Annotated in this window: 28 protein-coding genes and 1 tRNA gene; 11 read left to right on the top strand and 18 right to left on the bottom strand. The window is 66.4% G+C overall.

The features are described 5' to 3' along the window. Position 1 precedes the first annotated feature (1 nt). From ACXMDY_RS06860 to ACXMDY_RS06810, 11 genes are all read right to left on the bottom strand, one after another. Entirely contained in the window at positions 2–3508 is a 3507-nt protein-coding gene (locus ACXMDY_RS06860) for a DNA polymerase III subunit alpha (protein ID WP_259702322.1), read from the bottom strand. A gap of 193 nt (positions 3509–3701) precedes the next feature. Then, positions 3702–4088, bottom strand: coding sequence for a type II toxin-antitoxin system VapC family toxin (locus ACXMDY_RS06855; protein ID WP_259702323.1), 387 nt, complete (start codon positions 4086–4088; stop codon positions 3702–3704). Next, positions 4088–4342 (bottom strand): type II toxin-antitoxin system Phd/YefM family antitoxin, encoded by a 255-nt coding sequence (locus tag ACXMDY_RS06850; RefSeq protein ID WP_259702324.1) that lies wholly within the window; start codon positions 4340–4342, stop codon positions 4088–4090. Before ACXMDY_RS06850 ends, ACXMDY_RS06855 begins: the two co-directional genes overlap by 1 nt. A 190-nt stretch (positions 4343–4532) precedes the next feature. Further along, complete coding sequence (gatA, locus tag ACXMDY_RS06845; protein ID WP_259702325.1) at positions 4533–5993, bottom strand: Asp-tRNA(Asn)/Glu-tRNA(Gln) amidotransferase subunit GatA; 1461 nt, start codon at positions 5991–5993, stop codon at positions 4533–4535. A 30-nt stretch (positions 5994–6023) separates the two neighbouring features. After that, positions 6024–6272, bottom strand: a complete 249-nt coding sequence (locus ACXMDY_RS06840; protein WP_259702326.1) for a DUF1816 domain-containing protein — start codon at positions 6270–6272, stop codon at positions 6024–6026. Between the two features lie 64 nt (positions 6273–6336). After that, positions 6337–7713 (bottom strand): 23S rRNA (guanosine(2251)-2'-O)-methyltransferase RlmB, encoded by a 1377-nt coding sequence (gene rlmB / locus ACXMDY_RS06835; RefSeq protein WP_457767520.1) that lies wholly within the window; start codon positions 7711–7713, stop codon positions 6337–6339. Positions 7714–7956: 243 nt separating this feature from the next. Then, positions 7957–8415 carry a ribonuclease III domain-containing protein gene (locus ACXMDY_RS06830; RefSeq protein WP_259702328.1) on the bottom strand — a complete coding sequence of 153 codons (459 nt, stop codon included), beginning with the start codon at positions 8413–8415 and terminating at the stop codon, positions 7957–7959. Then, complete coding sequence (locus tag ACXMDY_RS06825; protein WP_259702329.1) at positions 8396–8746, bottom strand: STAS domain-containing protein; 351 nt, start codon at positions 8744–8746, stop codon at positions 8396–8398. Before ACXMDY_RS06825 ends, ACXMDY_RS06830 begins: the two co-directional genes overlap by 20 nt. 126 nt (positions 8747–8872) lie before the next feature. After that, positions 8873–10054 (bottom strand): glutamine-hydrolyzing carbamoyl-phosphate synthase small subunit, encoded by a 1182-nt coding sequence (carA, locus tag ACXMDY_RS06820; RefSeq protein ID WP_259702330.1) that lies wholly within the window; start codon positions 10052–10054, stop codon positions 8873–8875. Next, positions 10051–11106, bottom strand: a complete 1056-nt coding sequence (gene trpD / locus ACXMDY_RS06815) for an anthranilate phosphoribosyltransferase (protein ID WP_259702331.1) — start codon at positions 11104–11106, stop codon at positions 10051–10053. The genes carA and trpD overlap by 4 nt, the downstream gene beginning before the upstream one ends. 158 nt (positions 11107–11264) lie before the next feature. Further along, entirely contained in the window at positions 11265–11591 is a 327-nt protein-coding gene (locus ACXMDY_RS06810) for a DUF3288 family protein (protein WP_259702332.1), read from the bottom strand. A gap of 81 nt (positions 11592–11672) precedes the next feature. On the opposite strand from ACXMDY_RS06810, the gene ACXMDY_RS06805 reads away from it, so the two are divergent. From ACXMDY_RS06805 to ACXMDY_RS06775, 7 genes are all read left to right on the top strand, one after another. Continuing rightward, positions 11673–13421, top strand: coding sequence for an ABC transporter ATP-binding protein (locus ACXMDY_RS06805; protein ID WP_259702333.1), 1749 nt, complete (start codon positions 11673–11675; stop codon positions 13419–13421). A gap of 127 nt (positions 13422–13548) precedes the next feature. Continuing rightward, positions 13549–13812, top strand: a complete 264-nt coding sequence (locus ACXMDY_RS06800) for a hypothetical protein (protein ID WP_259702334.1) — start codon at positions 13549–13551, stop codon at positions 13810–13812. A 24-nt stretch (positions 13813–13836) separates the two neighbouring features. Then, a complete protein-coding gene (gene msrA, locus ACXMDY_RS06795) occupies positions 13837–14595 on the top strand; it encodes a peptide-methionine (S)-S-oxide reductase MsrA (protein ID WP_457767519.1) in 759 nt (252 codons plus the stop codon). 27 nt (positions 14596–14622) lie between these two features. After that, positions 14623–14994 carry a hypothetical protein gene (locus ACXMDY_RS06790; RefSeq protein ID WP_457767518.1) on the top strand — a complete coding sequence of 124 codons (372 nt, stop codon included), beginning with the start codon at positions 14623–14625 and terminating at the stop codon, positions 14992–14994. 5 nt (positions 14995–14999) lie between these two features. Then, positions 15000–15188 carry a hypothetical protein gene (locus ACXMDY_RS06785; protein WP_259702337.1) on the top strand — a complete coding sequence of 63 codons (189 nt, stop codon included), beginning with the start codon at positions 15000–15002 and terminating at the stop codon, positions 15186–15188. A 6-nt stretch (positions 15189–15194) separates the two neighbouring features. Continuing rightward, positions 15195–15560 (top strand): hypothetical protein, encoded by a 366-nt coding sequence (locus ACXMDY_RS06780; RefSeq protein WP_259702338.1) that lies wholly within the window; start codon positions 15195–15197, stop codon positions 15558–15560. Between the two features lie 15 nt (positions 15561–15575). After that, positions 15576–15649, top strand: a tRNA-Pro gene (locus ACXMDY_RS06775). 34 nt (positions 15650–15683) lie between these two features. Here ACXMDY_RS06775 and ACXMDY_RS06770 read toward each other — a convergent pair. Both ACXMDY_RS06770 and ACXMDY_RS06765 read right to left on the bottom strand, forming a co-directional pair. Further along, positions 15684–16562: a transglutaminase family protein gene (locus tag ACXMDY_RS06770; protein WP_259702339.1), complete on the bottom strand. Its 879-nt coding sequence runs from the start codon at positions 16560–16562 to the stop codon at positions 15684–15686. A gap of 13 nt (positions 16563–16575) precedes the next feature. After that, positions 16576–16719 carry a hypothetical protein gene (locus ACXMDY_RS06765; RefSeq protein ID WP_259702340.1) on the bottom strand — a complete coding sequence of 48 codons (144 nt, stop codon included), beginning with the start codon at positions 16717–16719 and terminating at the stop codon, positions 16576–16578. Between the two features lie 41 nt (positions 16720–16760). Here ACXMDY_RS06765 and ACXMDY_RS06760 point away from each other — a divergent pair, with 41 nt between their 5' ends. Together ACXMDY_RS06760 and cpcA are read left to right on the top strand one after the other, a co-directional pair. Continuing rightward, positions 16761–17279, top strand: coding sequence for a phycocyanin subunit beta (locus ACXMDY_RS06760; protein WP_457767517.1), 519 nt, complete (start codon positions 16761–16763; stop codon positions 17277–17279). A 39-nt stretch (positions 17280–17318) separates the two neighbouring features. Next, positions 17319–17810 (top strand): phycocyanin subunit alpha, encoded by a 492-nt coding sequence (cpcA, locus tag ACXMDY_RS06755; RefSeq protein WP_457767516.1) that lies wholly within the window; start codon positions 17319–17321, stop codon positions 17808–17810. Between the two features lie 170 nt (positions 17811–17980). Here cpcA and ACXMDY_RS06750 read toward each other — a convergent pair whose 3' ends face one another. Further along, a complete protein-coding gene (locus tag ACXMDY_RS06750) occupies positions 17981–18880 on the bottom strand; it encodes a CHAD domain-containing protein (RefSeq protein ID WP_259701516.1) in 900 nt (299 codons plus the stop codon). A 59-nt stretch (positions 18881–18939) separates the two neighbouring features. Then, entirely contained in the window at positions 18940–20004 is a 1065-nt protein-coding gene (locus ACXMDY_RS06745; protein WP_259701517.1) for a PstS family phosphate ABC transporter substrate-binding protein, read from the bottom strand. Positions 20005–20079: 75 nt separating this feature from the next. On the opposite strand from ACXMDY_RS06745, the gene ACXMDY_RS06740 reads away from it, so the two are divergent. Together ACXMDY_RS06740 and ACXMDY_RS06735 are read left to right on the top strand one after the other, a co-directional pair. Continuing rightward, positions 20080–20499, top strand: coding sequence for a hypothetical protein (locus ACXMDY_RS06740; protein WP_259701518.1), 420 nt, complete (start codon positions 20080–20082; stop codon positions 20497–20499). A gap of 63 nt (positions 20500–20562) precedes the next feature. Next, positions 20563–21051: a cyclic nucleotide-binding domain-containing protein gene (locus ACXMDY_RS06735; protein ID WP_259701519.1), complete on the top strand. Its 489-nt coding sequence runs from the start codon at positions 20563–20565 to the stop codon at positions 21049–21051. Between the two features lie 47 nt (positions 21052–21098). Here ACXMDY_RS06735 and ACXMDY_RS06730 read toward each other — a convergent pair whose 3' ends face one another. The 3 genes from ACXMDY_RS06730 to ACXMDY_RS06720 all read right to left on the bottom strand — a co-directional run bounded on the left by ACXMDY_RS06730 (position 21099) and on the right by ACXMDY_RS06720 (position 22718). Then, positions 21099–21359, bottom strand: a complete 261-nt coding sequence (locus ACXMDY_RS06730) for a Nif11-like leader peptide family natural product precursor (RefSeq protein WP_259701520.1) — start codon at positions 21357–21359, stop codon at positions 21099–21101. A 97-nt stretch (positions 21360–21456) separates the two neighbouring features. Then, entirely contained in the window at positions 21457–22563 is a 1107-nt protein-coding gene (gene corA, locus ACXMDY_RS06725) for a magnesium/cobalt transporter CorA (RefSeq protein WP_259701521.1), read from the bottom strand. Then, the gene (locus ACXMDY_RS06720; protein ID WP_259701522.1) at positions 22560–22718 is read right to left on the bottom strand and encodes a hypothetical protein; all 159 of its coding nucleotides are present in this window, start codon (positions 22716–22718) and stop codon (positions 22560–22562) included. The genes corA and ACXMDY_RS06720 overlap by 4 nt, the downstream gene beginning before the upstream one ends. Between the last annotated feature and the right edge of the window lie 3 nt (positions 22719–22721).

Genomic DNA, 22721 nt, shown 5'->3' with positions numbered 1-22721 from the left:
CTCAGACCAGCTGCAGCGGTGAGCGCAGCCGGGCTGTGAACGATGCGGCGGTGAGTGTGTCCAGGGCGGCAGCGCCATCGCGCACGCAGAACTGATAGCCCAGCCGCACATAGCGCGACTCACTGGCCTGGCGCACCATCGCCACCACCGGCACCCGTACCCCCGCTTCCTCCTGGTCGGGCCGGTGGCGCACCAGGCATTCGCGCAACTGATGCTGCACGCCGATGTCGGCGGCGTCTTCGGCCTGCAGTTCCACCATCAGGAACTGCAGCGCATCGATGGCGCGGCAGTCATCGAGGATCAGCTGCACCCGCTCGTCCCGCCTGTCCACCGAAGCCCAGACCAGTAACCTGGCATCCAGCATCAGATGGTCGGCGAGGCGGGCGAAGGTTTTCGGAAACACCACCGCTTCAGCGCTGCCGCTGAGATCTTCCAGTTGCAGCACCGCCATCCGATCGCCCTTGCGGGTGGTGAGGGCCCTGATGTCCGCCACCATCGCCACCACGCTGACGCGGGCCTTGTCGGGCTGCTCCTCCAGGCTGGCCAGGGAGATCGGGGTGAGCAGCCGCATCGGCCGGCTCAGCTGCTTGAGCGGGTGATCGGAGAGGTAGAAGCCCACCAGTTCCTTCTCCAGCTTCAACTTCTCGTTGGGGGGATAGTCGGCGACCGCAGCGGCCCGGGGGGCTGTGGCCGGTTCAGGGGCGGCAGCGGAGCCGAGCAGATCGAACAGATTGCCCTGGCCGCTGGCCCGGTCGCGGGCGCGGCTGCCCGCCCAATCCAGCACCAGATCGAGATCGGCCATCAGCTGGGCGCGGTTGGCGTTGGGCTCGAGGGCATCCAGGGCGCCGCAGTGGATCAGCGATTCCAGCGCCCGCCGGTTGATCAGGCCGGCCGGCAGCCGGTCGCAGAGATCGGCGAGGGAGGTGAAGGGCCCACCGGTGAGGCGAGCCTCCAGCAGCTGGCGGATGGCGCCATCACCGAGGTTGCGCACCGCCGAGAGACCGAACAGGATGCGATCGCCGGTGGGGGTGAAGTCGATGCCGGAGGCATTCACATCGGGTGGCATCACCTCGATGCCCATCGATTGGCAGTTGCCGATGTAACGCTGCACCTTGTCGGTGGCTCCGGCATTCACCGTGAGCAGGGCGGCCATGTAAGCCACCGGGTAATGGGCCTTGAGGTAGGCGGTCTGATAGGTGACGGCGCCGTAGGCGGTGGAGTGGCTCTTGTTGAAGCAGTATTCGGCGAACAGCACCATCTGCTCGAACAGGGCTTCGGCCACCGTGGCGTTCACGCCCCGCGCCGTGGCACCTTCCACGAACTGGCTGCGGTGTTTCTGCATCTCCGACACCTTCTTCTTGCCCATGGCGCGGCGCAGCAGATCCGCTTCTCCGAGCGAATAGCCGGCCAGATCCTGGGCGATCCGCATGATCTGCTCCTGATACACCATGATCCCGTAGGTTTCCTTGAGGATCGGCTCCAGGGCCGGGCAAGCGAAATCGATCGCTTCGCGGCCGTGCTTGCGGTTGATGAATTTAGGGATCAGTCCGGCATCAAGGGGGCCGGGGCGGTAGAGCGCCAGGATCGAGGAGATGTCTTCCAGTGAGGAGGGTTTGAGGTCGCGCACGATCTGGCGCATGCCGCTGGATTCCAGCTGAAAGATGCCTTCGAGATCCCCGCGGGCCAGGAGCTCATAGGTGCCGGGATCATTGGCCGGCAGGGCATCGGGGTCGATGCGTTCACCGCTGCCCTGCTCGACCAGATCAACCGTTTTATCGATCATGGTGAGATTTCTGAGGCCGAGGAAGTCCATCTTCAGCAGCCCCATCGCCTCCACGTCTTCCATGAAGTACTGGGTGATCACCTGCCCGTCGTTGTTGCGTTGTAGCGGCACCAGCTCATCGAGCGGTTCGGCGGCGATCACCACCCCGGCGGCGTGCACACCGAAGGTTTTGTTGGTGCCCTCGATGCGGCGGGCCATGTCCACCCAGCGGCGCACATTGGCATCGTTTTCATACTTTTCGCGGAACTCCACCGCCGGTGACTCCGGCCCGATCATCTCGGCGAGCTTGGCGGGTTTGCCGCGCACCACCGGAATCAGCTTGGCGAGGCGGTCGGCATCGCCGTAGGGGATGTCGAGCACGCGGGCCACATCCTTCAGCACCGCCTTGGAGGTCATGCGGTTGAAGGTGATGATCTGGGCCACCTTGTCGTCGCCATAGCGCTGGGTGACGTAATCGATCACCTCGCTGCGCCGCTCAATGCAGAAGTCGGTGTCGATGTCCGGCATCGACCTGCGTTCGGGGTTGAGGAAGCGCTCGAACAGCAGCCCGTGCTCCACCGGATCGAGCGCCGTGATGCCAAGCGCATAGGCCACCAGCGAGCCCGCCGCCGAGCCCCGGCCCGGACCCACCGGAATGCCCTGCTCACGGGCGTAGCGGATGTAATCCCACACCACCAGGAAGTAGGTGGGGAAGCCCATCTGCTCCATCACCTGCAGCTCGAAGGCCAGCCGCTCGCCATACACGGGCTCGAACGGATCAGCGGCCGAGAGCCCCAGCCGCTGCCGCAGGCCCTGCTCACTCACCTCGCGCAGATAGCTCACCGCCGTGTGCCCGGTCGGGATCGGGAAGCGCGGCATCTGCTGGCGTCCGAGGATGTCGTAGGCCTCCACTTTTTCGGCCACCGCGGCGGTGTTGGCGATGGCACGGGCCACCACCGCTGGCTCGAGGTGATCGGCGAACAGGCGGCCCATCTCCGCCTCGCTCTTGATGTATTCGGTGCCGGTGTAACGCAGGCGCTTGACGTCGGTGACGAGCTTGCCGGTGAGCACGCAGAGCAGGGCGTCGTGCGCTTCCACATCACCGCTGGTGAGGTAGTGGGCGTCGTTGGTGGCGATCAGTTCGATGCCGAGTTCGGCGGCGATGCGCACGATCTCCACGTTCACGATCCGGTCTTCCGGCGAGCCGTGATCCTGGATCTCCAGGTAGAAATCGGCGCCGAACAGCTCCTGATACCAACGGGCCACATCACGGGCCACATCCGGGCGGCCGCGCAGAATCGCCTGGGGAATCTCACCGCCCAGGCAGGCGGTGGCCACGATCAGGCCTTCGCTGTACTGCGTCAGCAGCTGCTTGTCGACGCAGGCGCGGGAGAAGATGCCCCGGCCGCGCATGCCGCGCAGGTGGCTGATGCTGGTGAGCTTCACCAGGTTGCGGTAGCCGGTGGCATTCTTGGCGAGCACCACCAGGTGGTAGCGGCGTTCTTTCTTCGGCTGCGGATCCTCGATCGAGCCGTTGATCACATACATCTCATTGCCGATGATCGGCTTGATGCCTGCCTTGGTGCACAGCTTCAGCAGCTCGATTGCGCCATACATCACCCCGTGATCAGTGAGGGCGAGGGCCGGCATGCCCAGCTCCACGGCCCGCTCCACCATCTGCGGCAACTGGCTGGCCCCGTCCAGCAGGCTGTAGTCGCTGTGGTTGTGGAGCGGAACGAAGGCCAAGGGCAGTGGGTCGCTGCCGCCAGCCTAGGGGAAAACCACTAGATCCAGGCTCTCTGCCGGGCCGTGCGGGGCTGCAGACACCAGATCTGGGGTGTGCAGCCGCTGCGCTCAGGTGATGATGCCGATCAAGGCGATTGGCAGCTGGTCCTATTGCCGATCCAGCAGAGTTTCCCTGCGTACGTTGATCGTGATCTCACAGGAGCATCACGCCAGGTCCGTAGTCCTTCAGGGCACGGTCGTCGCTGAGCAGGAGCACCCCTTCTGAGCGGGCCTGGGCGATCAGCAGGCGATCGAACGGGTCTTTGTGGTGGGGAGGCAGGAGCGCCGTGGCGGCGGCATGGTCGGGGGTGATCGCCAGCAACGCGAAACCCGCCTGCTGGGCTGCTTTGACCAGGGCCTGAGGGGACACCGGCAGCTTGCCCAGCTGATGTTTGATGGCTGCCTCCCAGATCGAGGCGGCGCTGACCAGACAGCGGGCCCCACACAACCGTTCCTCCCATTCCCTGGAGAGGCGTTGGTCCCCGCTCAGCCACCAAAGCAGCACGCAGGTGTCGAGCAGGTAGCCGCCTCCAGCGGCCATCAGAGCCATCCCTCGGATTCGCCACCGAGCAAGGCCGCCACCGCGCCCTCAACCTCCGGGGCGAAGGCGGCATCGATGCAACCTGCCTCCAGATCCAGCGATCCCCGCCCGCCCAACCGGTGGGCGGGGCTGCCCGGCACCAGCCGCACCAGTGGTTTGCCCGCCCGGGCGATCCAGACCTCCTCACCGTCGAGGGCGGCCTGAACCAACTCGGAGAGCTGGGCTTTTGCTGCGTAGAGGTTGGCTTGTCGCATGGGCAAACAGCCCGTTTCCTCCCACACTAACTTAGTCAGACCAGCTCCTCAGAGAGCTTCAGGGGGCTGTGGATCTCTGGCTCGGCAGGGCTGGCATCGGCCCCCAAAAAGGCGCACATCAAGTGGCACACCTAGTGGCACACCAAGGAGACCACCTTCGAACTGGCGGAAGGCTGCTCAGCCCACAAGCTCAGGCCACCAGCGCCGCCACCGGCCGGTTGTCCATCACCCGCGCCGCCTGTTCGTAGTGGTGGGCCACCTGCAGCAGGCGCGGCTCCTCCAGCACACCGGTGATCAGCTGCAGGCCGATCGGCAGGCCGCCGTCGTCGAAGCCGCAGGGCACATTGATCGCCGGCAGGCCCGCCATGTTGGCTGGAATCGTGAGCAGATCGGCCAGGTACATCGCCAGGGGGTCGTCGGCGTGGGCGCCGAAGCGGAAGGCGGTGGTGGGCGAGGTGGGGGTGAGCAACACATCCACCTGGCCGAAGGCGGCGTCGAAGTCGCGGCGAATCAAGGTGCGCACCTGCTGGGCCTTTTTGTAGAAGGCATCCACATAGCCAGCCGAGAGGGCGTAGGTGCCGATCAGGATGCGGCGCTGCACCTCATCACCGAAGCCCTCGGCGCGGCTGCGGGCGGTCATCTCTGCCAGGCTGCCGGCTTGCCCGGAGCGGAAGCCGTATTTCACGCCGTCGTAGCGGGCCAGGTTGGCCGACGCCTCCGACGGAGCGATCACGTAATAGGTGGCGATGCCGTCGTTGAAGCGGGGGCAGCTCACCTCCACCAGCTCGCAGCCGAGCGCCTCCAGCTGGGCGGCGGCCGCCAGCACCGACGCCTTCACCTGGGGATCCAGCCCCTCCTGCTCGAAGCATTCGCGCACAAGACCCACGCGCAGACCGGTGATGGGTTGCCGCAGCGCGGCCCGGTAATCCGGCACGGGGGCCTGCAGGCAGGTGCTGTCGCGGGGGTCGGCGCCGGCGATCACCTGCAGCAGCTCGGCGGCATCGGCCACGCTGCTGCTGAACGGACCCACCTGATCCAGCGAGCTGGCGAAGGCCACCAGCCCCCAGCGGCTCACCCGGCCGTAGGTGGGTTTGAGCCCCACCACGCCGCAGAAGGCGGCGGGCTGGCGGATCGAGCCGCCGGTGTCGGAGCCGAGCGCGGCCACCGCTTCACCGGCGGCCACCGCCGCCGCACTGCCGCCGGAGCTGCCGCCCGGCACCCGCTCGGGATCCCAGGGGTTGCGGCTCGGCCCGAAGGCGGAGGTTTCCGTCGAGCTGCCCATGGCGAACTCGTCGAGGTTTGTCTTGCCCAGCAGCACGGCGCCGGCCTGCCACAGCCGCTCGGTGACGGTGGATTCGTAGGGCGGCACGAAGTGCTCCAGCATGCGGCTGGAGCAGGTGGTGGTGATGCCCTTGGTGCAGAGGTTGTCCTTGATGGCCAGGGGGATGCCGGCCAGCGGTGGCAGTGCCTCGCCGGCGGCGCGGGCCGCATCGATGCGGTCGGCATCGGCGCGGGCCCGCTCGGTGGTGACCTCCAGGAAGGCATGAACGGTGGGCTCCACCGCTGCGATCCGGGCCAGATGCTGATCGGTGAGCTCCCGGGCGGAGAGCTCTCCGCTCTGCAGCCGCTCACGCCATTCGGCGATCCCCATTGCATCTGTTGCGGCGATCGGCCGACGCTATCAGCCAGGCCCGAGCAGTTCGGTGAGCGGTTCGCCCCGGTTGAGACGGACCACCTCATGGCTGAGCGAGGCGGGTGCCTCGGCCTGCAGATCGGCCAGAAAGGCCGGCAGCTTGTTCTCCAGCTCCCGACGCCTGAGGAAGGGACCGAACCAGTAGATGACGTCCGGGGATTCGGTCTGGACCTTCGCCCACCAGGCCAGGCCAAGACCATTGGCCAGGCTGCGCAGGGGTTGAAGGAGCGCGTTCATGGAAGACGATCGTCTGGGCCCATTGTGCCCTTGACCTGCCTGACCGGGCCGCGCTTGTCGTCGCTCACAGTTCGATGTCCCCCGCAAAGCTGGCGGGCAGCTCTTCAGGTTCTGGGGCCACCGCCTCGGCCACGGCAGGATCCGCCGCCGCCGGGTCGGGCGCTGTTTCTGCCTCTGCAACTGTCTCTGCCTCTGCAACTGTCTCTGTCTCTGTCTCAGGATCGAGTAGGGGATCAGAGTTGAGGCTGGGATCAGGATCGAGCTCAAGGTCGATCGCAGCCGATTCCGGCACGGAAGCGGCCTGGTGGGGCAACTGGGGCCGCACGATCCGGGGAGCTGGTGCCGTGCCGGTGATCGGCTTCATCCAGCCGCGGCGGGCCACTTCGTAGAGCAGCAGGGCGGTGGCCACCGAAGCGTTCAGGCTCGGCGTGGCGCCGCGCAGCGGGATGCGGATCAGCTGGTCGCAGTGCTTGCGGGTCAGCATCGAGAGCCCCTGGGATTCCGAGCCCGTGACCACAACCAGGGGGCCGTCGAGGTCGGCTTCGATCAGGCTGACCGTGCCTTCCTCGGCCAGGCCGACGACGCGGTAGCCCTCATCCTTGAGCTGCTCAAGGGATCGATTCAGATTCACCACCTTGGCGACCGGGAGATGCTCCAGTGCTCCGGCGGCCACCTTGGCCACCGATCCGGTCAGTCCGGCATTGCGCCGCTGGGGCAAGATCAGCCCATGGGCGCCGAGCGCCTCGGCGCTGCGCAGAATCGCGCCGAGATTGTGGGGGTCGGTGAGCCCGTCGACGGCCATCAGCAAGGGCGGTTCGCCGATGTCGCGGCACCCTTCGATCAGGCTGTCCAGGTCCAGGGTGTCAGCGGCGGCCACCTGGAGCACGATCCCCTGGTGGACGGCGCCACCGGTGAGCTGGCCGAGCCGTGCCCAGCTCACCTCTTCCACCAGCACACCCCCCGCCTTGGCTTCGCGCAGCAGCTGCAGGAAGCGCGGGGCGAAGCGAAGCTCAGGCGTGCACCAGATCCGATGGATGGGCCGGTCACTCTCCAGGCTGGCCTGGGCTGAATGACGGCCCCAGATCATGTCTTCGGCCGGCTCGGCGCCGAACCTCTCCGACTCGCCGCTGGGTTCGAGGTTGTCTTCCCGTTCAGCGGCGGGGCCGGCGGAGCTGGTGGCACGCCTGTCTTCCAAGCGGGATCGCTCGAAGCTCGGCTTGCCGAACGGCGGCTTCCTCCCGAAGGCGGGCTTGCCGAAGGAGGGTTTGCCAAAAGATGGCTTGCCAAAGGAAGGCCTGCCACCAAAGGATGGCCGGCCCCCGAAGGAGGGCTTGCCACCGGCGGCTGGCCGGCTGAAGCTCGGTTTGCCGTAGACGGGCCTGGCGCCGGCGGGTCTGCCGTCCGGGTCGCTGCGGCGGGCGCCGGGCCTGGCCGGGATCACCCGGGTGGGGCGACCCTCGCCGCTCGGCCTCGTGAAACGCTCGCGGCGTTCGCCTGGCCTGGACTCGCCGCGCCCTTCGCGACCTTCCCGCCCTTCCCGCCCTTCGCGGCGTTCACGGCCCTCGCGATCCGGAGGGCGCTGCGCCAGTCGGGCCTTGGACCACTGAAGCGTGAGGGCTTGGCACCGCGTGGACCCTGGGCGGACCGCTCGCCGCCCCCTTCTGACCCCTTCGGCCGGCGGCGCTCAAATCGTTGGGGCATGGACGTTCTCAGGCAATGGGTCGGGTCCGGGCTGTTCAAGATGATCCAGCAGCTGAGCGAGCCGTCCGGGGTTCCGCAGAAAGAGCCAGCCCACCATTGTCTCAAATCCCGTGGCCTGGCCATAGGTGGCCGGATCGGCACGTCTCGGTCCCCGCCCGGCCCGATTCCTTCCCCGGCGCACCCAGTCACGCTCCAGCTCGCTGAGCAGCGGATCGAGCCGCAGCAGGGCGGCGGCCTGGGCCCCGGCGCGCACCTCCTCCACCACGGCTCGATGCAGGCTGTCACTGCGCCCGGGCTCGCGGCACCGCCTCAGGCGCTGATGCAGCTCCCAGACGGCATCACCGAGCCAGGCCAGCTGCAGCGGGCCCAGCTCGGTGCCCTGGACGGCCGGGCGCTGACGCAGCCAGTCGGAGGACGCCGGATCAGCTGGTGGTGAGGGCACGGAGAGCCGCGTTCAGGTCGCTCTGGAGATGGAGGAACTCTTCGAGCCGCACCAGTTTGACGGTCTGAACCACACGGGCATTGCCCACCATCAGGAACCGGATGCCCGCATCGCCACAGAGCTTGGCGAGCTGCACCAGCACGCCGAGGCCGGAGGAATCGATGAAATCGATGTGGGTCAGATCAAGCAGCACCGGCAGGGTGCTGTTGCCCTGGTGGAGCAGGATGTAGTCCTTGAATTGTTTGTCGGAGTAGGCATCCAGCTGGCCGGTGAAGCTGAACAGCAGGCAGAGGGCCTGCTTCTCGAAGCCACCTCGCAGGGACACGGTCAATCGCTGCAGTTCAGAAATCTCCGCAGGCCTCGATGCGAAACGGCGCTCGAAGTGTAGAGAGTGAAGGGAAGCGGGGATCTCAAGCTCCACGACCGCGGCCCACGGCGTCCCATCGAACGGTGGGCTTCAGGGGCGGCGGCGATCGGCCATCAGCGCCACGAATCGGCTGAAGTGATGGTCGGCGTCGTGGGGACCGGGGCTGGCTTCCGGGTGGTACTGGACACCGAAGACCGGCTGGTGGCGGTGGCGCAGGGCCGCGACCGTGCCGTCATTGAGGTTCTGGTGGGTGATCTCCACCCGGTCGCTCGGCAGGGAAGCCGCTTCAAGGGCGAAGCCGTGGTTCTGGCTGGTGATCTCCACCAGCCCCTTGCCACCGCAGGGATGGTTCAGGCCCCGATGACCGAACACCAGTTTGTAGGTGCTGCCGCCGAGGGCCAGCCCCAGGATCTGGTGGCCGAGGCAGATTCCGAACAGGGGAAGCTCGACGTGCTCAAGCAGCCCCTTGACCAGCAGGATGCCCGCCTCGACCGCCGCCGGATCCCCCGGACCGTTGGAGAGAAACACACCTTCAGGATCGAGCGCCAGCACCTGATCGATCCTGCTGCCGGCCGGCAGCACATCCACCACGCAGCCATGGGCGGCGAGGCGCTCGAGGATGGCTCGCTTGATGCCGAAATCGATCGCAACCACCCGGAAGGGTCGCTCGGGCCTCTCCTGCAGGCGCTGGTCGAAGCCGGCCGGGCAGAGCCGGTCCCACTGATAGGCCGCCCTGGTGCTCACCTGCTCCGCCAGATTCAGGCCCTCCATCGACGGGCTGCTGCGCACCTGCTCCAGCAGGTCTCCGGCCGCGCTGCCGTCGTTGCTGATCGCTCCGTTGATCGCGCCGCCCTCGCGCAGATGGCGCACCAGGGCACGGGTGTCGACCCCCTCGATTCCCACGACGCGATGCCGGGACAGCCAGCTCTCCAGGCTGGCGGTGGAACGCCAGCTGCTGGGGTGCCCGACGAGCTGGCGGGCGATCACGCCCCGCACCTGGGGCCCATCGGCCTCCTGATCGTCTGGGTTGATCCCGGTGTTGCCCAGCTCCGGGTAGGTGAAGGTGATCAGCTGGCCGGCGTAACTGGGATCGGTGATCACCTCCTGATAGCCGGTCATCCCCGTGTTGAACACCACCTCTCCGATCGCCGTGCCCCGCGCTCCAAACCCTTTGCCACGCAGCACGGTGCCATCGGCCAGCACCAGCAGGGCCTCGCTGCTGGCGGGTGGAGAAGCAACGCTCAAGGGGACCCGTCCGATGGCTTCGATCATGGCGCAGCAGCCTGATCAGCCACCGGAGCGAGGGCCTGGCGCAGGGCCAGCAGCCTCTGCCAGGGAGCTTCGGAAGCCAGGCTGCGCTGCGCCTGATCCAGTCCCTCCTGCAGTGTGGCGGCCCGGCCGGCCGCCCAGAGCACCAGGGCGGTGTTGAGGGCCACCACATCCCGCTGGGCGCTGCTGCCGCCGCCGCGCAGCACGGCTTCGAGGATGCGCCGGTTGGTTTCGAGGTCACCGCCGCCCAGGGCTTCGCTGGGAGCTGCCGCCAGCCCCATGGCGAGCGGGTCGAGCTGCAGGTGACGAATCTCCCCTTTCTCCACCAGTCGCAGTTCGCTGGGGCCGGAGAGGGAGGCCTCATCGAGGCCGCCGTGGCCATGGACGACAACGGCCCTCTCCAGGCCCAGCCGGTTCAGGGCCTCGGCCATCGGTTCGAGCAGGCCGGGACGTGCGACGCCGACCACCTGGGCTTCGGGGCAGAGCGGGTTCACCAGCGGGCCCAGCAGGTTGAACACGGTGCGAACGCCGAGGCGGCGGCGCAGGGGCGCCAGACCGACCAGGGCGGGATGCCAGCCAGGGGCGAACAGAAAGGTGACGCCGCTGCCCGGCAGGGCGCCGACCACGGCGGCGGCAGGAGCCTGGAGGTTGAGGCCGAGGGCTTCCAGCACATCGGCGGAGCCCACCTTGCCGCTGGCGCTGCGGTTGCCATGTTTGGCGACACTGGCCCCGCAGGCGGCGGCCACGAACGCCACGGCGGTGGAGATGTTGAAGCTGCCGGCGCCATCGCCACCGGTCCCGCAGGTGTCCACCAGGGGAAGGGTCGGCCGCGGGCAGGGCAGGACGACGGCAGCCCGCAACACCCGCGCCATCGCCGCCAGTTCGGTGCCGCTCACCCCTTTGGCCCGCAGGGCGGCCAGCAGGGCACCGGTGAGTTCAGGTTCGATCTGTCCGTCGATCCAGCCCCGCATCAGGGCTGTGGCTTCGGTCTCGCCCAGGGACACCCCCTCCAGCAGCGACTCCAGCAGGCCAGGCCAGGAGGTGGATGGAGCCATTGATCGGCATTCAGGATCCCGAGCGTAATCAGTCGCCGTTGGCGTGACGCCAGAAAAAAGCCCGGGTGCAGGACACGCCGGGCCGGGTGATGGGGACGCTCCCACTATCCCCCGGAAAGGCTGAATCTGACCAGTTCATCCCAAAAGCCTGCAGCGGCTCAGGCGGTGTCCTGGGCGGCGGTGTCGAAACCGCTCCCCACCGCCTCAGCCCCGGGCGCCATGCCGGGGCGGTAACCGGCCGCCCAGATCGTGCGGGTTCGCCGGTGCAGCTGATCCAGGCTGAAGCCCCAGTGCCCCAGGCATTTGGCCAGATCCTGCTGCAGGTCGTCGGCGCCGGGAAAGCTGTCGTAGCGCCTCAGCAGCCGGGCCAGATCGACCAGGTCGCCATCGCCGGGTTGATCGAGGGCCAGCAATCGATCCACCACGTCGCGGTCGGTGGCATGGAGCGGGTGAGCCTGGGGTTCGCTCTGGGGGCGTTCGCTCATCGGGCCGTTCCAGGTCGCGCTCCAGCATCAACTCTCGCACCGCCGCCTCCATCCGTAGGTTGGATCCCGTTGCCCGTTTCCATGGCCGCCATCCGACCCGGCCTGCTCTGGAAGTACCTTCGCCCCCACCGGCGGGTGCTGGCCCAGGGCGTCGTGGCCCTGCTGGTGGTGAACCTGCTCAGCGTGACCATTCCGCTGATGGTTCGCGGTGTGATCGACGATCTGCAGGATGGTTTCGCCGTCTCGGCCGTGCTGCGCCAGGCCGGCTGGATCGTTCTGCTGGCCTCCTTGATGGGGGTGGCCCGCCTGGTGTCACGGATGCTGGTGTTCGGGGTCGGGCGCCAGGTGGAAGCCAGCCTGCGTCAGCAGGTGTTCGACCACATGCTTCGCCAGGAGCCCGGCTGGGTGCAGGCCACCGGCAGCGGCGATGTGATCAGCCGCTCGACCAGTGATGTCGAGAACGTGCGGCGGCTGCTCGGCTTCGCCATGCTCAGCCTCACCAACACGGCTCTGGCCTACGCCCTCACGGTGCCGGCGATGCTGGCGATCGACCCCCTGCTGACCCTGGCGGCGCTTGGGCTCTATCCGGGGATGTTGATGGTGGTGCGCCTGTTCGGCGGTCGGATGATGCGTCAGCAGCGGCGCCAGCAGGAGGCCCTCGCCAGCCTCAGCGATCTGATCCAGGAGGATCTCTCCGGCATCAGCGCCATCAAGATCTATGGCCAGGAAGACAACGAACAGAAGGCCTTCACCGAGCGCAACGGCCGCTATCGCGATTCGGCCCTCTCCCTGGCCCGCACCCGCAGCACCCTGTTCCCGCTGCTGGAGGGCATCTCCTCGATCAGCCTGCTGCTGCTGCTGGCGTTCGGCAGCGGGCGGATCGAAAGCGGTCAGCTGAGCGTCGGCAATCTGGTGGCCCTGATCCTGTTCGTCGAGCGCCTGGTGTTTCCCACAGCCCTGCTCGGCTTCACGCTCAACACCTTCCAGACCGGCCAGGTGAGCCTGGAAAGGGTCGAGGAGCTGCTCTCCAGGCAGCCAGGGGTGGTGTCACCGGAGCGGCCCGTTCCGGTGGCGGTGGGGGGGCGCGGCGCGATCGAGGCCCGTGGCCTCTCGGTCCGCTACGACGGGGCCCAGCGTGATGCGCTCACGGATGTGAGTTTTCAGCTCCTCCCCGGTGAACTGGTGGCGGTGGTGGGGCCGGTGGGATCCGGTAAAACCACCCTGGCCCGGGCCATCGGGCGCATGGTGGATGTGCCGGAGCAGGTCCTGTTTCTCGATGGGGTCGATGTCACCGCCCTGGCGCTCGAATCGCTGCGGCGCCAGGTGGCTCTGGTGCCGCAGGAGGGTTATCTGTTCACCGCCACCCTGGCTGACAACCTCCGCTACGGCGTTCCCGACGCCCCCCTGCCGCAGGTGGAAAGCGCGGCCCGGGAAGCCCGCCTGGAAGCGGACATCCGCGGCTTTCCCGACGGCTATCAGACCCTGGTGGGGGAGCGGGGCATCACCCTGAGCGGCGGCCAGCGGCAGCGGGCCGCCCTCGGCCGCGCCCTGATGGTGGACGCTCCCCTGCTGGTGCTCGACGACGCCCTGGCCAGCGTGGACAACAACACCGCCGCGGCGATCCTGGCCTCGATCCGTTCCCAGCAGGGCCGCACGATCCTGATGATCAGCCACCAGCTCTCGGCGGCCGCTGCCTGCGACCGGGTGCTGGTGCTCGATGATGGAAAACTCGTTCAGCAGGGCCGCCATCAGGACCTGCTGGCCGTGCCAGGCACCTACCGGCGGCTCTGGGAGCGGCAGCAGGCCGAGGAGCAGCTGCAGCTGGCCTGATCGGGGCTGCTCAACTCAGCTTCTGAAAGCAGCTGCTGAAATCAGCTGCTGAAATCAAACGAGTTGTTGATGCATCGCCCCAATCCAGCCAGGTGGCTCTTAGCTGAGGGTCTCCTGTGGGTGCCCCATGGATCCAGCCAAGGCCTACAAATTGCGTTGCACGCTCACCTTCGGTGACATCTACGGTCAGGTGCTGATCTGGATGGTGGTGATCTTCGTGAGCCTCGCCGCCGGGCTTGCCCTGATGGGATCGAGCAAGCCGCTCTTCGCCCTGGTGGGGGTGGGAATGATCCTGGTGCTCTCCCTGCCGTTCCTGCTGTTCGCCTTCACCACCACCCTGCTCAACCACATCGCCCTGGAGCCGACAGCGCCGCTGGAAACCCCTGCCTAGGCTGGTGACAGTGGCACTGGATCGGTGTTCGGTCTCTTCACGTCTACGGCCAACAGCCCCAAGCAGCGAATTGTGACGGCCGCTGAGGCCCTGCCCGGCCGATCGGTCCCGATCGTCACCGCTCCCCGCCATCAGGTGCTCGGCACCGACCTGCAGGCTCCCCTGAAGGCGGGAGAGGAGGAGGCCGTCTTCGGTTGCGGCTGCTTCTGGGGAGCGGAAAAGGGCTTCTGGCGCCTCCCTGGCGTGGTGACCACCGCCGTGGGCTATGCGGCGGGCCATACCCCCAACCCCACCTACGACGAGGTGTGCTCCGGGCGCACGGGCCACACGGAGGTGGTGCGGGTGGTCTGGAACACAGGACTGGTGGGATTCAGCGATCTGCTCAAGCTGTTCTGGGAATGCCACGACCCCACCCAGGGCCTGGCCCAGGGCCATGACACCGGCAGCCAGTACCGCTCGGCGATCATCGCCAGCACGGCCGAGCAGCTGTGCCTGGCCCAGGCCAGTGGGCACCACTACCAGCAGCAGCTGGAGCTGGCTGGTTTCGGTCCGATCACCACCGAGATCGTGGCCGATCGCCCGTTCTATTTTGCCGAAACCCATCATCAGCAATATCTGGCCCGCCCCGGCAGCCGCCCCTACTGTTCCGCCCGTCCGAGCGGCGTGCGGCTCACCCCCTTCCCCGGCAGTTCCTTCCTGCTGGCACCGGAGGTCTGGGAGCAGTACGACTGGTCGGTGCAGCACTGCGTCCTGCGCAGTTCCAATCAACCGATCCGCCTCTGAATTCTCCGTTTGTCTGATCGCTCCCTGATGGCAGTCCGGCTCTTTCCGATCCCCAGGCCGTCAGCCGCCTTCACAGCGCTGCTGACAGCGTCGGCCTTGGGCTGCAGCACCCTGCTGGCCCCCCAGCCGGCCGGGGCGATGGGTTCGCCGTGGTGGGAGCACTACAACACCCGCGACAGCTTCCTCTGCCGGGATGACAACAGGATCGTGCTGGAGCGCAACGATGCCCAGGCCTCCCTGATCTCGGGCCGATCCAGCACCACGCTCTTTCGCGAAACCTCCAGCCTGCCTGGGCTTCGCTACGGCAATGACGCCCTGCGCCTGATCCTGCGGGGCGATGAACTGATCGTCGAGCGGCTGCCCCAGCGGGTGATCTGCCTGCGCACGGATCAGGTTTGAACGGTATGGGCCCCCTCTCCGACCGCACCGTGGTGCTCTCGATCGCCGTCACGCTCGGAGTGGTGTTCGCTCTGGTTTTCTGGTTTGCCCGCCTGAACGCTCCGGTCGAATCCCCCTTTCTGTGGAGGGAGGCGCCCGCACCCGGGCTTCCCGCCCCGCCGCCGATCACCCAGCCGAAAGGCACCTTGCTCTGAGCCGCCTTGGAGCCTCCCCTTCCCCCGGACATCAGGCGTCGCCCTCTCCACCCACTGCCGAAGGGTCTCGTCGAGCTCTATGGCCTGCTGGCGGTGCTGTTCGTGCTCGTGCCGGAGTGGATGGCGGACGGGGCGCTGCGAAGCTGGCTGGGCGGACAACGGGGCGATCCGATGCCCGTCACCGCCAGTGCCTGGAGGCGTCAGCCAGAACTGCGCCTGGCGGGGCTCAACCTGGCCGCCCTGCGTTTGCTGGCCCGTCGTCTCTGGATCGTCGGCTACGCCGGGCTCAGCCGCGAGCGTCTCAGCCCCAGGATCCTGAAGCGGCTCAAACGCAGCCGACGCTGGGAGGACTGGTTGCCGCAGGAGCTGTGATAGCTTCCCTTTTGACGGGGCGTAGCGCAGCTTGGTAGCGCACCACTTTGGGGTAGTGGGGGTCGTGGGTTCAAATCCCGCCGCTCCGATTCTGATCAGTTTCTCGTTGGTTTCTTTCCCCATTCAGCCCCGCTCTGGCGGGGCTTTTTCGTGGCTGCCCACTGCTGCCAGATTGATCGTGTAGTCCATCGTGGAGCCCACGCCGGTGCCCCGGTAGGTGCCCACCACCGGTGCGGCCAGCCGGTGGTCGGGTGCGGCGGCAAGGCTGATGTGTCCATCGGCCACGGCGAGACCGAGGCTCGGGTCATAGCCGCGCCAGCCGCCCCCTGGCAGATACACCTCAGCCCAGGCGTGCAGCTCCTGTTCGGTGACCTCGGGCGGATGGTGGATCGAGTACCCACTCACGAACCGGGCGGCCAGCCCCTGGCAGCGGCAGGCCGCCACGAACAGCATCGCCGTGTCGCGGCAGGCGCCGGTTCGGGTTTCGAGCGTGTGCTCCGGCAGCTGGGGATCCCCATCCAGCCGGCCGATGTGGTGGAAGGTGGTGTGGATGTGATCGACCAGGTGGCCCAGGAAGGCGGTGGTGGAGTGATCCACGGCACTGGCCAGGCCGTCGGCCCAGCCCCTGACGGACTCCACGGCCCCATCCAGCCGTGCTGGTGCCAGCGAGGCGGCCAGGGCCGGCTCGTACTCCATCGGCAGCTGTTGCGCCCCGGGAACGGTGAAGATCCAGTCGAAGGGGTTATCGCGCAGGGTGCGCACCTCCGACTCCACCTTGATCTCCAGGCTTTCGCGCTCCTTGTTGAACCAGACCACGGCCGCGTCATGGCCATCCGGCTCGATGATCCAGGCCTCTTCGGCAGGTGGGCTGGAGATGACCATGGAATGGCGCTGCCGTTGCTGGGTGGCGTCCTGCCGGGGTGAGAGCCGCACGGTCATCGGCTCCAGGAAAACCGGCCGCTCGTAACGGAACCGCAGGGAGTGGTGGATCCGGATCAGCATCACGGGATCAGCATCACGGAATCAGCATCACAGATTTCAGCATCACGGAATCAGCACCACGGAAATCCACCGTTGAACCATTCTGCTGTCCCGGTGCGGCGGCTGAATCAATGACCTTTTGTTGAGAGACCGTCCCAGTCAAGCCGCCATCGTCCAAGGTTTGCTCGCTCCTTTCAATCGGAACCCGGAGACCACCCGATGTTCGACGCCTTCACCAAGGTCGTTGCCCAGGCTGATGCCCGCGGCGAATTCCTCAGCCCATCCCAGATCGATGCCCTGGCCTCGGTCGTTGCTGACAGCAACAAGCGCATGGATGCCGTGAACCGGATCACCTCCAACGCTTCCAGCCTCGTCACCAACGCGGCCCGCGAGCTCTTCGCTCAGCAGCCCGCCCTGATCGCACCCGGTGGCAACGCCTACACCCACCGCCGCATGGCCGCCTGCCTGCGTGACATGGAGATCATCCTCCGCTATGTCACCTATGCCGTCTTCACCGGTGATGCTTCCGTCCTGGAAGATCGCTGCCTCAACGGCCTCCGCGAAACCTATCTCGCCCTCGGCGTGCCTGGCGCTTCGGTGGCAGAAGGTGTCCGCAAGATGAAGGATGCCGCCCTCGGCCTCGTCAACGACCGCAACGGCATCACCCCCGGTGACTGCTCCGCCCTGGTCTCCGAAATCGGCACCTACTTCGATCGCGCCGCCGCCGCTGTCGGCTGATCCTTCTTTTCCTTCGATTCCCCTTCCTCTCCTTCCACCATGTCGAAGACTCCACTCACCGAGGCCGTTGCCGCCGCCGACTCCCAGGGTCGGTTTCTGAGCAACACCGAGCTCAATGCCGCCTTCGGACGCTTCGAGCGCGCCAAGAACGCTCTGGAAGCCGCCAAGGCACTCACCGCCAACGCTGATTCCCTCGTCAACGGCGCCGCCCAGGCCGTTTACAACAAGTATCCCTACACCACCCAGCAGCAGGGACCCAACTACGCCTCCACCCCGGAAGGCAAGGCCAAGTGCTCCCGTGACATCGGTTACTACCTCCGTCACATCACCTACTCCCTGGTGGCTGGTGGCACCGGCCCCCTCGACGAGTACCTGATCGCCGGTCTGGATGAAATCAACCGCGCTTTCGAGCTCTCCCCCTCCTGGTATGTGGAAGCCCTGAGCTACATCAAGGCCAACCACGGCATCGCTGGTGATCCCGGTGTGATCGCCAACAACTACATCGACTACGCCATCAACGCACTCGTCTGAACTCCTGACACCAGTCAGCAGTTCGCCCCACGGCAACGATGGACCCCTTACGGGGTCCTTTTTTCATGGCGGGTGATGCAGGGGGTGGTCTGCAGGCGGTGGTCTGCAATCGGTGGTCTGCAAGCGGCAGTTGTGGAGCCGCGATAGTGGAGCCGCAGAGGAGAAGCCGTTCAGGCTGTTGTTTCGATCAGGCTGTTCTTCAGTTCCCGCCGCCTGGTTTCGCTGAGCAGCAGCTCTGAGCAGGCGAGCCACTCGCCCCAGCGTTCGGCCTGCTGCCGTTCGATCGCCTGGTGCAGGGTCGGCACCGCCCTGGCGAGATCCCGCTCGAGCTCGTCGCTGAGCGCCGCGGCGAGCACCTGGAGATCATGGAGATCGCCGAGGCAGTCCTGGGCTCTGCGCAGGTCGGCCACCCAGCCACCGAGGGCTGGGCAGGCGAAGGGTTCGAGCACCTCCAGGGAATAGCGCACACCCTTGATCGTCTTGCGCAGGTCGTGCAGGCTCCCGTCATGGGGATCGCTGGCGCACCAGCCGGTCTGCAGGAACAGGCCGCCGATCGACTGGGCCAGCCACTCGAACAGCCAGCCGCGCAGCGGACGCGCTCCGATCGCCGTGAACCGGGGTGATTGCTGCCACTTGTGCAGCCTCGCCAGCATCTTCAGATAGGGGCCTTCGCGCAGGGTGGCTGCCAGGCCGTCAAAGGCCATCTGCCGGTCCCGCTCGAGTTGCTTGAGCACCGGTTTGAGCGTCTTGCGTTCCGGATCCGGCAGCATCGGCAGCCAGCTGGCGGTGAGCTTCGCCCGCATCACATCGAGATCGCGGGTGAGGCCGGTGCGGCGGGCCACCCGGGCGATCCGGCGGTCGGTGATCGCATCAGGTATCACCAGGGCTGCTGCGAACTGGCTGAGGGCCGTGCGCAGCCGCCTGAGGCTCACCCGCAACTGGTGCAGCGCTTCCGGGTCCCGGTCGGCGAGAACCTCGGCCTGGAGCTTGCCAAGCCGACGGGTCTGGCGGTGGATCAGCTCACGGGCATAGTCGCCACTGCTGAGGAGGGGGGCGCTGAGATCAAGCATGAAATTGATTCTGCGCCACCGTTCTCCAATCACCGATGCAGGCCGGAGGATCGGCGGGATCAGCGGAACTGGGGCTGCTTGGTTTGATCGAAGCTCCGCCGCAGGGCTTCGCCGATCGTGAGCCCGACAGGCAGATCACCACCGAAGGAGGTGCCCAGAACATGGCGGTAGAGCTTCGATTCCACCAGCCGGTAGGTGGAATCAGGCAATGGGATGAAGCGAGCTGTTTTCGCCATCCTGGGGCCGTCTTGCAGGTAAAACTTGATGAAACGCCGTAGGTTGTCTTGTTTCAGCAGCATTTCATTGTTCACGTAAATGAACAACGGCCTCGAAAGTGGATTGTAGCGTTCCTGCTGAACGGCCTCCACAGAGGGGAGCACCGCTCCCTTGGCACCCTTGATCGCCATGGCTCTCAGTTTGGCGGTGTTGGCTGCATACCAGCCGAAGCCGACATAACCAAGAGCCTGTGGATTTCCGGCGATGCACTTCACCACAACGTTGTCGTCTTCACTGCTGCTGAAATCGGTTCGGGAGTTTTCGGCTGATCCGTTGATGGCCTTGTTGAAATAATCGAAGGTGCCGGAATCCTTGCCCGGTCCGCAGAGCTTGATCGGGCTGGCCGGCCAGCTGCTGTTCACCTGATTCCAGCGATTGATCCTGCCCTGGGCCTGGCGGCTCCACAGGGTGGAGAGCTCCTGGGTGCTGATCTGTCTGGCCCAGGTGTTGCGTGGGTTGACAGCCACCGTGAGCGCATCGAAGGCGATCGGCAGTTCGATGAAGCGAATGCCCCTGGCCGCGCAGGCCTTGAGTTCCTTGCTGCTGATCGGCCGGGAGGCGTTGCTGATCGGCACCTTTCCGGAGCAGAAATCACGGAAGCCGGCGCTTGTGCCTGTTTCCCTGAGGTCGAAGCGCACATCCCTGCCGGCTCTGGTCTGGCGGAAGGCCCGGATCGCTTCCGTGGTGATCGGGAAGACGGTGCTCGATCCGCTGATCACGATCGGGGCCGCTGCCGACTGGGCTCGGGCCACCCCCGCCGGAAGCCCCCCGAGCAACAGGGCGGTGGCGAGGCCGAAGCAACCCTGGTTTCTCCAGCGGCTGCCGATGGATCGATCGCGTTGAACCATGCCACAGTCGCTCTGCCCGGCCACTCTGCGCCGCAGGACTGCTGGCAGTGGTTAAGTGGCGGTTAGGAGTTCGTAGTGATTGGTTCCCAGGATTCACTCCCCATCCGCCCCCAGGACCGGGCTGATCAGCTCCCCCCCGAGCGGCTGGCGGAGCTGGTGCGGGAGCGCCGCCGCTGGTTCTGGAGCGAGGGCTATGAACTGTTCCTGCTTCTGGAGAGGATGGCGGCCGAAGCCCCACGGCTCGCCGAAGCCCTTGGTTACGCCGATGCCGCTGCCCTGCTCATGGACGGCTACGGACTCGATCTTGTGCTGGGGGAGAGGGCCCGGCGCTTGGTGCCGCTGCTGTTGAGCAGCCTGCCAGCCGAGCCAGCCACCAGGCTGTGCGGCTGTTGCGGCACAGCCTTCACGGCCCGGCGTCGGGATGCGCTCTACTGCTCAAGCACCTGCCGCTCGCGGATCAGTCGCTCCCGCCGGCGCCGAACAACGGAGGCTTAGGCCCTTGTTTCGGCCAGTGCCATTGGCCATCTCTGGGGAGCGGTCCTAGTCTTGAGAACAGCCATGGCTGCGGAACTGGCCCTGGTGAGCTCGATCCAGCTCATTGCGTTACTGGCCATGACGAATTCCGCCCTGATGGATAAGGTTCTGGTCCTGAGCGGTGTTGATATCTTCTCAGACGCCCCCGATCCTGTGTTGGTACAGCTTGCCAATGGGGTGGAGGAGGTTCATCTCCAGCCGGGTGATGTGTTGTTCCGGCAGGGTGATCTCGGCACCTCCATGTATGTGATCGTGTCGGGGCTTGTCCGGGTCCACATCGGTGATCAGACCGTGGTGGAGCTCGGTGAGCGGGAGATCGTCGGCGAGCTGGCTGCCCTGGATCCAGAGCCCCGTTCGGCCTCGGTATCGGCGCTTGAGCCCACCCTTCTCTATCGGATCGATCAGGAGATGCTTGCAGCACTCATGGTCGACCATCCCGAGATCGTTCGGGGAGTGATCCGTGAACTGGCGAAACGGCTTCGCAGCACCACCGCCGTCTATGAACCGATCTGACCTCCTGCCTGGAGTGGATCCGGCCGCCTGGACTGGAGCCGGGAGCCTCAGCGCCAGGTCTTCAGGGCCCAGAGCAGTTCCCCGATGTCCCAGCCGAGGCTGTCGAAGCGTTTTTCAACAACGGCAGCATCTCCATTGAGCAACTGGGAGGCAAAGAAGGCGATCACATCGCCAGCCGTGATCACAAACCCCGCTGCCTGCGCGATTGTGGCTATGTCCTGCGCTGTGGTGGCTGTCCTGGCTTTGTCTTGAAGCGTCTCGTCCTGGCTGAGCTGGTCGAGAAACGAATCAATCGGCAAAGGGGCCACGGAAGCAAGATCTGATGTTCAGGATTTAAGGCTCAGCTAAGGGGTGCTGCCCGTCAAGCTTCTGAAATAATCTGCCATGCATTTGGGTTGCTGCTGCTCAGCGCCGGGTGGCGGTCCAGTCGGTGAACCAGCCCCGTCGCCAGAGGAAGTAGGTCTGCAGCATCGCCACCAGGGCCATGAAGGCAAGGGCGAAGTAATAGCCCAGGGGGAGATCCAGCTCCGGCATCACCTTGAAGTTCATGCCATAGATGCCGGCAATGAAGGTGAGTGGAGCAAAAATGCTCGACACGATCGTCAGCGTCTTCATCACCTGGTTCATGCGGTTGCTCGTGCTGGCCATGTAGGCATCCGAGACGGCGTCGCACTGATGACGCAGCAGCTCGGCGTTCTCGAAGATCAACCCCACGTGCTGGGCCATGTCCTCGAAGCCGCTGCGGGCATCGGGGCCGAGGATCCGCTGGTTCTGGCGCAGCAGGATCAGGATCTGGTGGCGCAGGGGCCACACCTGGCTGCGGATCTGGCGCAGGCTGCCCCGTGCCTGGTAGGCGCGGTTGAGCAGTTTCGGTTTCGGGTCCCGCAGGGCCGATTCCTCAAGGCCATCCAGCAGCTCGGCCAGATGCTCGAGCATCGGGAAGAGCTCGTCGAGCATCTCATCGATCAGAAAGTGGAGGATGTCGTCGAGGTCCTCGCGGCCGGGTGGGGGGTCGAGGCAATCCAGCCATTGGGTGAGCTGGGGGAAGGAGTGGGGCTTGGGCGATTCCTCCACGGTCAGCAGCAGGTTGGGCATCAGCAGCAGTCCCACCTGTTCGCTGATCAGGTGGGCGGGAGAGTCGGCAAAGCTCAGGCGGTGCATCACCACCAGCACCGCATCCCGCACCGAGTCGACCCTGGTGCGCTGGGGCGTTTCGATCAGCGGGGTGTGGAAGATCTCGGGAACCGCCAGCTTGTGCAGCACCGCGGCGATCAGGCCCGGATTTCCCAGCCCCTTCAGCCGCACCCAGAGCGGATCGCCGCTGGCGATCAGTGGCTCGAGGCCATCCGGCCCGGCCAGGGCATGCTGATGGATCATCCCCAGAGCGCTGAAGCGGAGCACGGAGAGGCTGGTGGGAGCCCGTCCGCCATGGACGAACAATTGACCCGGCATCTGGCCGGGCCGGATCTTCAGCCGTCTGGAAACCGGACTGGCCGGTGCGGTGCGGATCATCCCCGAGTTCTAGCGAGACCCAGGCTGGTTGGCGATGGCGCCGGAGACGGCTGGGGCATGAAGCGCTCCAGCCCCAGCCCAACGCTGAGCAGCGCCGCCTGGATCAGCAGACAGCAACCAACCTGGGACCGGTGGCTCCAGAGCAGACCAGCCATGGC

The sequence above is a fragment of the Cyanobium sp. ULC082 genome, assembly GCF_977927535.1.
The sequence above is the reverse complement of the archived record's forward strand: the minus strand, read 5'-3'. Positions and strand labels throughout refer to the sequence as shown.

Coding starts and splice junctions, on each gene's coding strand:
- cpcA (WP_457767516.1), top strand. CDS start 17,319: ATGTCGAAGACTCCACTCACCGAGGCCGTTGCCGCCGCCGACTCCCAG.
- ACXMDY_RS06720 (WP_259701522.1), bottom strand. CDS start 22,718: ATGGCTGGTCTGCTCTGGAGCCACCGGTCCCAGGTTGGTTGCTGTCTG.
- ACXMDY_RS06735 (WP_259701519.1), top strand. CDS start 20,563: ATGGCTGCGGAACTGGCCCTGGTGAGCTCGATCCAGCTCATTGCGTTA.
- ACXMDY_RS06750 (WP_259701516.1), bottom strand. CDS start 18,880: ATGCTTGATCTCAGCGCCCCCCTCCTCAGCAGTGGCGACTATGCCCGT.
- trpD (WP_259702331.1), bottom strand. CDS start 11,106: ATGGCTCCATCCACCTCCTGGCCTGGCCTGCTGGAGTCGCTGCTGGAG.
- ACXMDY_RS06855 (WP_259702323.1), bottom strand. CDS start 4,088: ATGGCCGCTGGAGGCGGCTACCTGCTCGACACCTGCGTGCTGCTTTGG.
- gatA (WP_259702325.1), bottom strand. CDS start 5,993: ATGGGGATCGCCGAATGGCGTGAGCGGCTGCAGAGCGGAGAGCTCTCC.
- ACXMDY_RS06850 (WP_259702324.1), bottom strand. CDS start 4,342: ATGCGACAAGCCAACCTCTACGCAGCAAAAGCCCAGCTCTCCGAGTTG.
- corA (WP_259701521.1), bottom strand. CDS start 22,563: ATGATCCGCACCGCACCGGCCAGTCCGGTTTCCAGACGGCTGAAGATC.
- ACXMDY_RS06770 (WP_259702339.1), bottom strand. CDS start 16,562: ATGCTGATCCGGATCCACCACTCCCTGCGGTTCCGTTACGAGCGGCCG.
- ACXMDY_RS06840 (WP_259702326.1), bottom strand. CDS start 6,272: ATGAACGCGCTCCTTCAACCCCTGCGCAGCCTGGCCAATGGTCTTGGC.
- ACXMDY_RS06800 (WP_259702334.1), top strand. CDS start 13,549: ATGGATCCAGCCAAGGCCTACAAATTGCGTTGCACGCTCACCTTCGGT.
- ACXMDY_RS06785 (WP_259702337.1), top strand. CDS start 15,000: ATGGGCCCCCTCTCCGACCGCACCGTGGTGCTCTCGATCGCCGTCACG.
- carA (WP_259702330.1), bottom strand. CDS start 10,054: ATGATCGAAGCCATCGGACGGGTCCCCTTGAGCGTTGCTTCTCCACCC.
- ACXMDY_RS06810 (WP_259702332.1), bottom strand. CDS start 11,591: ATGAGCGAACGCCCCCAGAGCGAACCCCAGGCTCACCCGCTCCATGCC.
- ACXMDY_RS06760 (WP_457767517.1), top strand. CDS start 16,761: ATGTTCGACGCCTTCACCAAGGTCGTTGCCCAGGCTGATGCCCGCGGC.
- ACXMDY_RS06790 (WP_457767518.1), top strand. CDS start 14,623: ATGGCAGTCCGGCTCTTTCCGATCCCCAGGCCGTCAGCCGCCTTCACA.
- ACXMDY_RS06745 (WP_259701517.1), bottom strand. CDS start 20,004: ATGGTTCAACGCGATCGATCCATCGGCAGCCGCTGGAGAAACCAGGGT.
- ACXMDY_RS06805 (WP_259702333.1), top strand. CDS start 11,673: ATGGCCGCCATCCGACCCGGCCTGCTCTGGAAGTACCTTCGCCCCCAC.